The sequence below is a fragment of the Mycolicibacter senuensis genome, from assembly GCF_003284925.1.
GTDB classification, from domain to species: Bacteria; Actinomycetota; Actinomycetes; order Mycobacteriales; family Mycobacteriaceae; genus Mycobacterium; species Mycobacterium algericum_A.
The window spans coordinates 37,132-49,424 of sequence record NZ_QMEX01000018.1 but is presented as its reverse complement, the minus strand read 5'-3'; the positions used below and the strand labels follow the sequence as shown (position 1 = coordinate 49,424).

The following is a 12,293-nucleotide window of genomic DNA, read 5'->3' as shown; positions in this document are numbered from 1 at the left end:
CACAACACCATGGCCCAGACCGCGCTCAATGGCCCTGGCGAGCGCATCGATGCCCTACGTGACACCATGGCCGAACTGCTGGAGATGCAAGAAACCCGCATACAGTTCGCCGCCATGATGTGTGGCCTGGACATCCGTTACAACCTTGGTGAGGGACACCCGCTTCTCGGTCGCCGCATGCCTGATCTCGATCTGCGAACGTCAACCGGTCTCGTACGGCTGTTCACACTCCTGCATCCCGCTCGCGGCATTCTCCTGAAGTTCGGTGACCGAACATGGGACTTCGACTTAGCGCCTTGGGAGCACCGCGTCTCAATGGCTATCGCGCAATCCAGTTGCGCCTGGGATCTGCCGGCCGTCGGCACAGTGGCCGCCCCTGATGCCGCCTTGATCCGACCCGATGGCCACGTCGCCTGGGTCGGAGACGGCACCGCCGAAGGATTACACGAAGCGCTCGACCGGTGGTTCACGTAGCTCCGCACTTAAAGCGCTGCCGGAGGAGACGACTTCGGCCAAATCTGCAACAGACCACCCGACTGCAAAGGCAAAGGAAATCCGCCGTGTCCCACCGCAATGCCCCGCTATCACCAGAAGGTCGCCGACGTCTCGTCCAGCGGTGCCAGCACCGCCCAATCGCCCATGTAGCCGCCGAGATGGGTATCTCACGGGCCTGCGCATCAAAATGGGTGAACCGGCACCGGAAGTACGGAGAACTCGGCCTCCAAGATCGGTCCTCAGCGCCGCATCGTCAACCAACAGCCACACCAGTCGAGATCATTGCCAGGGTCGAACATATGCGTCGATTGGGGAAGTGGTCAGCATCACGCATAGCATTCGAACTCAACAGCGATGGCATAGTTATCAGCCGACGCACCGTCACCCGCCATCTCGCCCAGATGGGACTGAACCGCCGCCGGTTCATCGATCCAACCGGCGACAGCAATCGCGTGCCTCGCAAGATCATCGCCGAGCGCCCGGGCCATCACGTCCATCTAGACGTCAAGAAAGTTGGGCGCGTTCCCGACGGAGGCGGATGGCGCATTCATGGGCGTGGCAGCAGCCACGCCCACGCTGTCGGTCGGCGAAAGGGCAAAGGCGAACGCGGTGGCTACGTCTACCTGCATTCCGCCGTCGATGGCTACTCCCGCCTCGCCTACACAGAAGCACTAGAAGACGAGAAGGCCTCTACGGCCGTCGGATTCATGCATCGCGCTCGAGCCTGGCTTGCCGCTCACGGTATCACCCAGGTTGAACGGATCGTCACAGACAATGGAGCCTGCTACAGAGCCGATGCATTCGCCCGCGCCATGCTCGGGGCACGCCACCAAAGGATCCGCCCCTACGCCCCACGCCACAATGGAAAAGTGGAGCGATACAACCGAATTCTCGCCGAAGAGTTCCTCTACGCGCGAGGCTGGACGTCAGAACAAGAGCGCGCAGACGCCCTCAGCATATGGAACATCCATTACAACTATCACAGGCCGCACAGCGCATCGGCCGGACAGCCGCCGGCAGCACTGCTCACCACAGGCGTCACCAACCTTATGGCCTCATACACCTAGGCCTCGGCGTGGCGGCGGTTCGAGGGCTGGTGCCGGCGCAACGGATACGAGTCGTTACCGGCGCACTCGGCGGTGATCGCCGCATACCTGGTCGACGCTGCCGAGACGGTTGCTGAGAACGGGGAGCGGGCGTACTCGACGACGACGTTGGGCAAGTGAACCGCGGCGGTCTTCGACCGTCACCGTCGCGCGGGCCTGGAACCGAACCCCGCGGTGCACGAGCTGGTGTGGCAGACGATGTCTAGGATCAGGCGGCAGTACGCCTCTCGCGGTGACCGGCCGCGCATGCCTCGTACCCCGCTGCTTACCGACGACGTGATGCTGCTCGGGGCCGCGGAGCGAGAGCAAGCGGACGGCCGGGTGTCGCACGTGTATGAACGTCGCGACTCCGGGCTGTTGCTCATGGGATTCGCGGCTGCGCTGAGGCGCAGTGAGCTCACCGAACTCACCGGCGCTGACGTGGAGCTACATGCGGCGGACGGCGTGCACGTGCACCTGCTGAAGAGCAAAACGCACCAGATGGGGGAGGGCAGCGTGTACCCGCTGCCGCGCGCGACGAATCCGCTGCGGTGCCCGCCGGTGTGCGTTCGTGCGTTGGGCCGCAGCGGTTCCGCGTTCGACAGCGGTGGCAGCGGTGACCGACCCGCAGCCGCATGCGTGGCCGGCCTGTCCGTGGCCGGGTTGGGCTGGCTTGTACGCCAGGATGATCCGCGACGCCCGCGCGATGGACCCGGAGCTGATCGTCGAGGACTTCGAGCCGGGGTCGATCCACCCGAACTCCATCACCTCGTTGCTGTCTCCGGCCGCTGCTGATGAGCTCTTCGACCGCATCGAGGAGGCGGGGGACCGCGCCGGGTGTACCTGCGTGGTGTGCGGCGGCGAAGGCAGCGGGTGGCCGCCGCTGCGCGCCGAGCAGGCAGGTGAACGCGGCGGGAGACGAACAAGCCCGACAACCAGTTTCGGTTGCCGGGCTCCGTGCTGCCGGCTGCTACGCCGCGCCCTTAATGTGGCCGTCAGGGCGCACCGGCTCTCGATCTCTTCCAGATCAGCTACGGCCACGCGGATTCCGCCGCTGGGCATCTTGCGGGCGTTCAGGTGGCCGTTGGTGATCCAGCGGCGCACGGTCCACGGCTGACGTCCATCAGCTGCGCGGCGTGCTCCACGGAGACGAACGAGGGGGCGACGCCCCCGACGGTGAGGGCGGACAGGTCGGCTTCGACACCGGGAACTCCAGGCATCGCGAACGATGCCGGCCCACCCTCACCAGGCCCTCCGAGGCGGGCGGTGAGCGGTTACCAGCGGATGCGGCACTCGCCTGCGGGGTCCCGCGGGACCACGGCCACGCTCGGAGTCATGGCTTGCCAGGGTTATGCAGACTTGGTGTGACAAGCTCCACCGAGAAGGCCGTAATGCCTTCGGCGTGTCGAGCGAAACACTAGGGCACGTGGAGGGCACGCAGTCCGATAGCCTCGCCGGGGTGGTTCATCGACCTGCTCATCCGATACTTCTCGGAGCTGCGTGTCCTGCATGTTGTAGTGCTGTTCACGCTCGCTTCTCGCGAGCCTGATCCGCGTGCAGCGCCTTGAGGCGTCGCTGCTCGCGCAGCACCTCCTGGTAGCTCTCGCGTTCGGTGGCCAGCCACGGCGGCTTCTCCTCGAGCAACGCATTGATCTGCTCGGTGGTGAGTGCATTGCCGACACCGTTGCGTGCCAGGGCGGCGATCGAGACGCCCAGCTTGGCGGCGACCAGGTTCTTCGGATGCGGCCCGTTGCGGCGGAGGTCTTGGAGCCACTGCGGCGGATCCGCCTGCAGGGCGGCGAGTTCGGTGCGGGTGATCGCGTTCTCCTGGAACTCGGCCGGCGTCGCGGGCAAGTACACATCCAGCTTTCTGGCCGCGGTGGCGGGTTTCATGGACTGCGCGTTCGGCCTGCTCATGCAAGCAGCGTATCGGTAGCCTGATGCGGTGACGCCGCGCTCTCTCACCCTCGGGTACGTCCCCGGCGGCACACCTGCGAAGTGGGCCCGGATCTGGGCGGAGCGCCACCCCGAGGTGCCGCTGCACTTGCACCTCGTCGCCGCGGCAGATGCTCCCGGCGCGGTGCGGGCCGGCACCGTCGATGTGGCGCTGTTACGGCCGTCGGGCGACACCGCCGGGCTCGCCGTCATCCCCCTTTACCGCGAGACGACGGTAGCCGTGGTGCCCAAGGAGCACGTCTTCACTGCTGCCGAGGAGATCACCGCCGCGGACCTCGACGGCGAGCCGATACTGCTGCCACTCGACGACGTCGTCGGCTGGGTCGCTCCCGGCACCCCGATCGATCATCGGCCTGAAACCACCAGGGATGCAATCGAACTCGTTGCTGCAGGCCTCGGAGCGCTGATTGTTCCGCAGTCGCTGGCGCGGCTGTATCACCGTAAAGACCTGACCTATCGCCCGATCACCGACGCGCCCAGCTGCCCCGTGGCGTTGGCCCTCCCGGAAGGGTCGGAGTCGGAACTGGTCGATGAGTTCATCGGCATCGTGCGCGGCCGCAAGCCTGGTTCCTCACGGGGACAGGCCCGGCCGGCACCCAAACGCACCGCCCGGGAGAAGACCCTCGCCAAGCAGGCCGCCCGCGCCGCGGCGGGTAAGGGCGCAAGGAAACCGGGGCCGGGCCGGCGCGGTCGAGCCTGAGCTCACCGGCAGGGCGAGCGCAGGCTGAGCAGCAGCCGGATGAGTTCGGCCTGTCGGTGGGTTCCCGTCTTGTCGAACACGTGCTGCAGATGCGTTTTGACGGTGGCCTGTGACAGCGACATGCGTTCGGCGATGTCTTTGACCGCGCCGCCGTTCAGCACCATGAGGGCGATCCCGGTTTCACCGGCCGTCAGGCCGTAGTGGCTGCGCAATAACGCTGGTGTGGTGGCGGATTCGTACTCAGGATCGGCGACGATCACGATGGCGCGCCGGCCACGATCGGGGGCGGCAGCAGGATCGGTGGGCAGCACCTCGATGATGTAGGGGCGATGCCCCGACGGGCGGGCGCACAGCAGCGAGTTTCCCGACGGTTGGTTATCCCCGGTAGCCAGGGCGCTGTGAATGCTGCGCTGGAGCGCAGTGTCGGTGCTCCCGGCCGCAGCTTCGAGTCGCGCGGCGCGGACGCGAAGCCCATCGGCCGACCGCAACAGGTGTTCGGCGGCCGGGTTGGCGTAGGCGATCCGGGATTCGGTGGTCACGACGATGATTGCATAGCCGAGCGCCTGGGCGGCGGCATCGAGGTCATCGGTGTGGCGGTGCAGGCGTTCCAGGTGTGCCTGGCTGCGCAGGGCCTGTTGCAGATGGGGTACCAGGGCACTGAGCAGCGGGACGAATGGCTCCATGGGGCGTGGCCCTGCGGCAAGGAACGCCAGCGGTGCCGGGCCGTTGCTGAGCCGCACGAACAAGCCCTCGGTCATCTCCATGGGCCGCAGCCAGTCGATGTGGAACTCCGACTGGGCCTGCAATGCGACCAGGGACCGTCCAGTGCGTAGTTCACCGACCGGGCCCTGTTCGACGGCTTCGAGCACGTAGTCGATCCGGTGGTAGTACCGCTCGTAATCGGCACGCACTTCCGGCGCCAGGTGCGCGGCCTGTACCGATCGCCCCGCGGCGTCTGCTCGAATCAGCGCGCAGCTCTGCCCCTCGAGTGTGCGCCGAAGGTCGCCCAAGGCTACGGTCCAGTTCTCGGGAGCCATCACTGAGCCGTAGACGGCCGCGACTATCCGCGAAAAATCATCGAGAGTCGTCATCGCCGCATCCCGGGTTCCTCGCTCACGGGACATCCCGTCCCATATCGGACATTCTCCCGCCGAGCGGCTCGGATGATCCCTTCGATTTCCTGGGAAAATCTCAGCCGTTCGGATGAGGTGGCGGCGCATCGGGCCTGGTTGGCTCACGGCATGACCGTGACCGAGGTTGATGTTCGCGCATTGCCGCTGGCGCCGAAGAACCCGTTGCCTTACCGGCGGCAACTGCGGGAGATTCGGCAGCTGCACACCGGGATCGAGAGGCTGCGAGATGCCGGCGGACCGGTTACCCGTGTGGTGCTGGCGCCGGCGTGGCTGTCTCCTCCGCTCGTGGTGGTGACTTCGCCGCAGGGCGCGCACGACGTGCTAAGCAGTGGCGACGTCGACCGCGCCCCGGCCCATGATGAGATACGACACCTACTTGGCCCGAACCTGTTCGATCTCCGAAACGAGCCATGGCTGCCGCGGCGACGCATGCTGCAACCGTTGTTCACCAAGCAGTACGTCCGTAACTACGGGGGACACATGTCGCAGGCCGCCGAGATGGTGGCCAGCGCGTGGCGCGACGGGAGCACAGTCGATCTGGACGCCGAATGCCGCAAGCTCACGTTGCGGGCGCTGGGGCGCTCGGTGCTCGGGGTGGATCTCGACGAACGCGCCGCCGCGCTGGGTGAGCCGATGCGCATCACGCAGGAATACGTCACCGATCGCGCATTTGCTCCGGTGCGGGCGCCGCGCTGGCTGCCGACCCCGGCGCGCCGCCGAGCCCGAGCCGCCAGCGCCACACTGCACCGATGCGCCCACGACATCCTGCAAACCTGCCGGGCGGACCCGACGCGCGACGCGCCGCTGGTGCGTGGGTTGATGACCGCCGTCGACCCGGAAACGGGTTGTGGATTGTCCGACCGCGAGATCTGTGATGAGTTGGTCGTGTTCATGCTCGCCGGTCACGACACCACCGCGACAACGTTGGCCTACGCGCTATGGGCGTTGGGCAATCACCCGGACGTCCAGCGCAGAGTCGCCGCCGAGGTCGCGGCGCTACCAGCAGCGGAAATCACTCCAGACGATGTGGCCCGATTGCCCTACACCGTCCAGGTGCTGCACGAAGCGCTGCGGTTGTGTCCGCCCGGCGCGCTGAACGGCCGAACAGCGGTGCGCGATATCGCCGTCGACGGCTACCGTGTGCAGGCCGATTCGCTGGTCGGAGTCGGGGTCTATGCGCTGCACCGCGATCCGGCGCTGTGGGAGCGTCCAGACCAGTTTGACCCGGACCGGTTCAGCCCGGAGAACGCTGCGGCCCGCGACCGTTGGCAGTATCTGCCGTTCGGCGGCGGACCGCGCAAATGCGTGGGCGATCACTTCGCCATGCTGGAAGCCGCCCTGGCGCTGGCCACCTGTGTCCGGCGTTGCGAATTCAGCTCGTTGAGTACTGATTTTCCGCTAGCGGTGCCCTTCACCACGGTCGCCGCCGAGCCGATCTACGCCCGTGTCCGGCAGCGCCGGAGCGCGGTCGACTGCGCTGCGGGGGGACAAGCCGACACCGCTCAGTAGGTGTGCGACGGCCCCTGCTGGCCGCTGTACAACCGGGTCAGCAGCACGTCGCGGAAGCGCGCGTTGTCCAGCAGTTTGAGGCCCGCGTTGGCCACCGCCGGCCGACCGGCCAGCTTGTGGAAGAACCGGCCACGCCGGTACTCCCGGCCCCAGGCGGCTTGCATCCGCTGGGCGTAGTTGGTGAAGTCGTCTGGGCCGGCGTTGGTCAACGCCGCCACGGCGCACTCACCGGCGGCCAACCCCGATTCCAGCGCCTTGGAGATCCCGGCGCCGGAGGTCGGTCGGCCCGCACCCAGTGAGTCGCCGACGAACAACACACCGGGACGCCACGGCGGCCACGCGGTGAAACCCATCGGCAGCCGCCAGGCCCGCACCGTCTTGGACTGCTTCAGCTCGGTGATCGAGGGCAGCTCCCATTCGCGCGGGAGGGTCTCCAGGAATTCGCCGAGGAAGTGCGTGGCATTGATGGCCTGCCAGTTCTTGTAACTGTTGACATAGCCCAGGCCGATGTTGACCCGCCCGTCGCCCAGTGGGAACACCCAGCCGTAGCCGGGCAGCTGGTCGCCTTCGAACACCAGCTTCAGGTAGATGTCGAGCGAGTCGACGTCGGGACGCACCGCCGGCATCTCGGCGCGGATCGCGATCGCGGAATAGCCGTTGTAGTCCGAGTCCAGTTTCAGCGCGCGCTTGATCGGTGAGTAGGCGCCGTCGGCGGCGATCACCGCGTCGGCCAGCACCTGCTCGCCGCTCTTGAGCAAGACCCCGGTGACCCGGCCGGAATCGTCAAGAATCGGCGCGCTGGCCTCGGCCGATTGACGGACTTCGGCGCCGGCGGACTCGGCGTGCTTGAGCAGCAGGGTGTCCAGCTCGGGCCGGCGCGCGACGTAGCCGTGGTCGGGCATTCCGGGGCGGCGCGGAAATGACAGTTCCCACTCGCTGGGGCTGAACACCTTCACCCGGTTGACCTGGTGAAACTTGGCGACCTGTTCGGCCAGCCCCATCTTCTGCAGATAGCTGACCGCGCGGGCGGTCAGCCCATCACCGCAGGGCTTGTCACGGGGGAAATCGGCCTTGTCCACGATTACGACGCTCGCGCCGGCCTGACGGGCCTGCCAGGCCGCTGCCGATCCCGCCGGGCCGCCGCCGACGATGGCCAGGTCGAATCGTTGGGTCACTACATCTCGTCTCAAATATGCGCGTCATCACGCCGCGGGAACTGTCTATCGATGCTAACGGACCAGGTCACCGCGCGGTCTCCCCAGGTCAGCCGCGGCAACGCGGTAAGGTGCTTGACGTGCGCGGAACGAGCAGGCCCAAGCCGGCCGACAACGGCGGGCAAAAGGTCGATGCGCGCAGTGAGCGGTGGCGCGAACACCGCAAGAAGGTCCGCGGCGAGATCGTCGAGGCCGCCTTCCGCGCGATCGACCGGCTCGGGCCCGATGTGAGTGTGCGGCAGATCGCCGAGGAAGCCGGTACCGCCAAGCCCAAGATCTACCGCCACTTCGCCGATAAGGACGACCTGTTCGAGGCGGTCGGGACCCGGCTGCGCGACGACCTGTGGGCAGCGATCTTCGCCTCCATCGACGTCGCCACCAATTCGCTGCGCGACATCATTCAGCGCAGCGTCGAAGAGTACGTAACGCTGGTCGACGAGCACCCCAATGTGTTGCGGTTTTTCATCCAGGGGCGGGTGCGCGCGCAGTCCGAGTCGACGATGCGGACGCTCAACGAAGGCCGGACGATCACGCTCGCCATGGCCGAGATGTTCCGCAACGAACTGCGGGATCTCGATCTCAACGGCGGCACGCTGGAACTGGCGGCCTTCGCGGCATTCGGTACGGCGACCTCGGCCACCGACTGGTGGCTGGGGCCGGAACTGGACAGCCCGCGGCGGATGCCCCGCGACACCTTCGTGGGTTACCTGACGACCATCATGATCGGCGTCGTCAACGGCACCGCGGAGAGCCTCGGGATCGCGATGGACCCCGGTCAGCCCATCCATGACGCTGTGCGACGCCGGCCGGTCGCCTGAGCTGTCGTCGCGTGACCTGCGGCGCTAGGCGCCCCGCCAGCGCAGCGCCTCCAACGCCACCGCCACCCGAACGCTGTTGTCGGCCAACGGCGTCGGCAACAAGTCATCAGCTCGAGCGATCCTGCGCAGCAACGTATTCCGGTGCAGGAACATCCGTTCTGCTGCTCGTGAGGCGTTGCACTGCTGATGGATGAACGTGAGCACGGTTTGCTGTAATTCGGCATCAGCTGACGCGAAGTCGCCGAGTGTATGCGTGATGAACCGGTCCGCCTGTTCGGGTTCGGCGCTGATCAGGGCCACCAACGCGATATCGGTGAAGCGCGCGACGCGCTGGGTGGAGCCCAGCCGCACCATGACGCGTTGAGTCGCGACGGCGTCGAGATGGCTGCGCCGGAAGCCGTCAAGGCCGGCCGCCGTCGTCCCCAACGCGATCTGTACACCCGGCAGGCGGTCGACCACGGCAACAACACCGGGCAGATCTGGCCCGTCCGGACCGGGCACCCACACCCATCGCGTGGCCGCGCTCGCCAGCACCGATAACGAGCGCTGACCGGTTTCAATGCGGGTCAGGGCTTCGGCCGCCGCATCCAGATCGGCCAGGTCGGTGGTGGACTCGTCGCCCCAGACCACGGCAGCAGTGTGATGTTGCTCCAGCCGGTAACCGAGCCGGCTCTCGGCGCGCTGCTTGGAGATCGTCGCGCCGTCCAGGATCAGTGCGACGGTCTCGCGGCGTTCGGCGTGCGTTCCCCGGGTCAGCGCCTCGCGTTCCATCTGCATCTGCTCGCCGATTCCGGCGATGGTGGCATCGATGAACGACGTCAGCGATCGAGAGGTGACGTCGAGCAGCTCGCACAGTTCGTCGGGGTCTCGGGTCAGGGTGAACGCGGTCTGCATCCATGACCGCCACGCCACGTTCGTCCCGACTCGATAGGCATCCAAGACCGCAGATTCGTCCAGGCCGCGGCGGAACCCGTCACGGACGATCAACAGTGACTCCGTGGAGAGGTTGGCCGCTACCGGCTCCCCGGGGTGACTGAGATTGGCGGCCGCCCAGTGCATCAGGTTGGACCGATTGCTCCGGCGGATGCCTTCGGCGAGAACCGGATCCGAGGCGATGGCCTGCGTGTACATGGCCGACAACGTGGCTTCGTGAAGCTCGTCGAGCGCCTCCGGGGGCGCGTTGACCAAGGCCTGGGCGGTCTGCCGGATCAGCTCGCAGACCCGCTCGGAGGGCCTCTCCCAGTCCATCGGCCGAGCATAACGAAATGGTGCAATCTGCATCTGTCGATCGGTTAAGTCGGTGCAAGTTGCTCTTACGTCTCAAATTCAACGCAGCGAACAATCAGGTCGCTATCAGGTGATAGCCGTCACAGCGCACCTTGACCACACTGGAGGACCACATGTCGCGCACCGGATCCACAAAACGCGCAGCCGTCGAGCGCGCCAACGAGAAGGCCGTTCAGCGGCGCCGGGTGCGGCAGCGGCTGCGCGTCCTCGCCGCCACCGCGCCAGGGGCGGTGGCAGGGGCGCTGGCAATGACGTTGGCAACCCCGCACGCGGTCGCCGCGACGGGGCCGACGGCCGCCATGCAGTCGATCATCGACCAACTGCTCGACGCCCAGCAGCAGGTGTACGACACGAACAGTCAGTATCCGTTCATCATCCCGTCGGACCTTGACTCGTTGCCGCAGTACATCCAGGGCCTGGCAGCTACCGAGCTGGTGTTGCAATACGGCGAGATGTTCAGCCCCAATACCGGAATCCAGTGGCTGCTGGGGTTCCCGTGGGACGCCAACTCAGCTGACCCGGGACAGTTCTACATCTTGGTGAACCCGGACAATCAGTACGGCGTCATCCCGATCAGCGCGGATGGCACGTATACGATGACGGTCCACCCCGGTCCTGGCAGCCTTGACGTGTCGTTCACAACGCTGTCCGGCACGATCGGCTCGCAGCAGGGCTACCTGCCGACCGGTCATGTGCTCAGTCTGTCTGGGGCTACGCCGAATGCTGACGGCAGCTACACGATCACCTTCAGCCCGACGCCGCACGACGGGAACTGGATCGACACCACCGGCGCCGAGACCATGCTTATTCGCAACTCCATCGGGGATGCCGGACTGCCGCACGACTTCTTCTCGCTCGAGCAGGAGGGCGTCGCGCCGACCTACCACCTGCCGTTCCTCTCGGACGAGCAGCTGACGACGCTGTTGAGCAACGTCGCCAGGGACATTCCCACCACCAACGCCGACGCCGTCTACTACGACCAGACCGCGATCCCGAACAAGCTCCCGCTCAACTGGATGACACCGGTCGCATCGTCTACCACCGCGATCAACGGACTCATGCCCGGTCAATACAGCACGATGGGACATTTCCGCCTCGATGACGACGAGGCATTGATCGTCAAGGTGCCCAACCTCGACGCCCGGTACTCCGGCCTTGAACTGGCCAACGCGTGGGGCCAGAACGTCCCGATCGTGACCGCGCAGGGCAGCCTGAACAGCACCCAGACGTTCGAGGACCCCGACGGCTACACCTACTACGTCATCAGCGCCAAAGACCCCGGTGTCGCCAACTGGATCAACACCGGGGGACTCGACAACGGAATGCTCGGAATCCGCTGGCAGGGTGTGGAGGGCAACCCAACGGGCTCCCCGACGTTCTCCCAAGTGGTGAACGTCGCCGACGTCAAGGACTATCTGCCGGCCGATCACCCTCTTGTCAGCCCCGACGAGCAGGCGGCGCTGCTGCACGAGCGCCTGTTCAATTGGAACTACAACCAGGACCAGGACCACGACATCTCCTGGCTCGGGGCCAACCTCCTGCGCTACCAGGTCGTGGCCGCAATGGGCGAGGAGAACTTCGAGAAGATCTTCGGCAGCCAGGTGGATGCGCCGACGGTCTGGGACCGGATGAGCGACCCCGCGCTGATGCCGAACCTTGACGCCGTCGCTTCGGAGTTTTTGACCAATCCGGCCGGTGCCATGGCGGCGTTCGTCGGCAATATGCCGTTGGCGGTCAAAGACATCGAGATGCCGATGCTGCTGGCCATGATGGGTTCGAAGGCTGTCGCAGACCAGACCTGGCAGAGTTTGCAGGGCGACTTCAGCTCCGGTGACTGGACACAGGCGTTGACAACGCTGACCGGTGGCATGGAAAGGCTCGGAACGGTCTTCGATATGGCCTGGGATGACCCGACCACCGGGATCATCGCTGGACTACTCAATGCCCGTGACGACATGGCGACCGGAATCCTGCACGCCGGCAACAGCTTCGACCTGAGCCCGTACTCGCCGTTGATGGAGTCGCTGGTCGACCTGAACCAGCAGGTGTTGGCGGCACTGCTGGGCTGAGTCTCCGCGACAGCCGTCGCCTTCTCG

11 protein-coding genes are annotated in these 12,293 nt (G+C 66.2%); 7 read left to right on the top strand and 4 right to left on the bottom strand.

Annotated features, from left to right (window positions below; all coding sequences use genetic code 11):
- The 3 genes from DQP56_RS24640 to DQP56_RS24635 all read left to right on the top strand — a co-directional run.
- A partial coding sequence (locus DQP56_RS24640; protein WP_526022702.1) for an aromatic-ring hydroxylase C-terminal domain-containing protein occupies positions 1-474 on the top strand: 474 nt, incomplete at its 5' end.
- Between the two features lie 86 nt (positions 475-560).
- Complete coding sequence (locus DQP56_RS07785) at positions 561-1,562, top strand: IS481 family transposase (protein ID WP_112684379.1); 1,002 nt, start codon at positions 561-563, stop codon at positions 1,560-1,562.
- A gap of 634 nt (positions 1,563-2,196) precedes the next feature.
- Complete coding sequence (locus DQP56_RS24635; protein ID WP_112684378.1) at positions 2,197-2,697, top strand: hypothetical protein; 501 nt, start codon at positions 2,197-2,199, stop codon at positions 2,695-2,697.
- A 407-nt stretch (positions 2,698-3,104) separates the two neighbouring features.
- Here DQP56_RS24635 and DQP56_RS07775 read toward each other — a convergent pair whose 3' ends face one another.
- On the bottom strand, positions 3,105-3,497 hold the full coding sequence (locus DQP56_RS07775; RefSeq protein WP_112684377.1) for a DUF5997 family protein: 393 nt from the start codon (positions 3,495-3,497) through the stop codon (positions 3,105-3,107).
- Between the two features lie 28 nt (positions 3,498-3,525).
- Here DQP56_RS07775 and DQP56_RS07770 point away from each other — a divergent pair, with 28 nt between their 5' ends.
- Complete coding sequence (locus DQP56_RS07770) at positions 3,526-4,236, top strand: LysR family substrate-binding domain-containing protein (protein ID WP_112684376.1); 711 nt, start codon at positions 3,526-3,528, stop codon at positions 4,234-4,236.
- Between the two features lie 2 nt (positions 4,237-4,238).
- Here the strand turns inward: DQP56_RS07770 and DQP56_RS07765 are convergent, their stop codons facing one another.
- The gene (locus tag DQP56_RS07765; RefSeq protein ID WP_165824935.1) at positions 4,239-5,327 is read right to left on the bottom strand and encodes a helix-turn-helix transcriptional regulator; all 1,089 of its coding nucleotides are present in this window, start codon (positions 5,325-5,327) and stop codon (positions 4,239-4,241) included.
- A 150-nt stretch (positions 5,328-5,477) separates the two neighbouring features.
- Here DQP56_RS07765 and DQP56_RS07760 point away from each other — a divergent pair, with 150 nt between their 5' ends.
- The gene (locus DQP56_RS07760) at positions 5,478-6,878 is read left to right on the top strand and encodes a cytochrome P450 (protein ID WP_112684374.1); all 1,401 of its coding nucleotides are present in this window, start codon (positions 5,478-5,480) and stop codon (positions 6,876-6,878) included.
- Here the strand turns inward: DQP56_RS07760 and DQP56_RS07755 are convergent.
- Positions 6,872-8,053, bottom strand: coding sequence for an NAD(P)/FAD-dependent oxidoreductase (locus tag DQP56_RS07755; protein ID WP_112684373.1), 1,182 nt, complete (start codon positions 8,051-8,053; stop codon positions 6,872-6,874). The genes DQP56_RS07760 and DQP56_RS07755 overlap by 7 nt on opposite strands.
- 119 nt (positions 8,054-8,172) lie before the next feature.
- On the opposite strand from DQP56_RS07755, the gene DQP56_RS07750 reads away from it, so the two are divergent.
- The gene (locus tag DQP56_RS07750) at positions 8,173-8,910 is read left to right on the top strand and encodes a TetR/AcrR family transcriptional regulator (protein WP_112684372.1); all 738 of its coding nucleotides are present in this window, start codon (positions 8,173-8,175) and stop codon (positions 8,908-8,910) included.
- Positions 8,911-8,934: 24 nt separating this feature from the next.
- Here the strand turns inward: DQP56_RS07750 and DQP56_RS07745 are convergent, their stop codons facing one another.
- Positions 8,935-10,158, bottom strand: a complete 1,224-nt coding sequence (locus DQP56_RS07745; RefSeq protein ID WP_112684371.1) for a PucR family transcriptional regulator — start codon at positions 10,156-10,158, stop codon at positions 8,935-8,937.
- A 152-nt stretch (positions 10,159-10,310) separates the two neighbouring features.
- Between DQP56_RS07745 and DQP56_RS07740 the strand changes: the two genes are divergently transcribed.
- The gene (locus DQP56_RS07740; protein WP_112684370.1) at positions 10,311-12,266 is read left to right on the top strand and encodes a DUF1214 domain-containing protein; all 1,956 of its coding nucleotides are present in this window, start codon (positions 10,311-10,313) and stop codon (positions 12,264-12,266) included.
- Positions 12,267-12,293 lie beyond the last annotated feature (27 nt).

What these genes read in the sequence shown, in the direction of transcription:
- DQP56_RS07775 (WP_112684377.1), bottom strand. Translation starts at nt 3,497, where the DNA reads ATGAGCAGGCCGAACGCGCAGTCCATGAAACCCGCCACCGCGGCCAGA.
- DQP56_RS07765 (WP_165824935.1), bottom strand. Translation starts at nt 5,327, where the DNA reads ATGACGACTCTCGATGATTTTTCGCGGATAGTCGCGGCCGTCTACGGC.
- DQP56_RS07760 (WP_112684374.1), top strand. Translation starts at nt 5,478, where the DNA reads ATGACCGTGACCGAGGTTGATGTTCGCGCATTGCCGCTGGCGCCGAAG.
- DQP56_RS07745 (WP_112684371.1), bottom strand. Translation starts at nt 10,158, where the DNA reads ATGGACTGGGAGAGGCCCTCCGAGCGGGTCTGCGAGCTGATCCGGCAG.
- DQP56_RS07740 (WP_112684370.1), top strand. Translation starts at nt 10,311, where the DNA reads ATGTCGCGCACCGGATCCACAAAACGCGCAGCCGTCGAGCGCGCCAAC.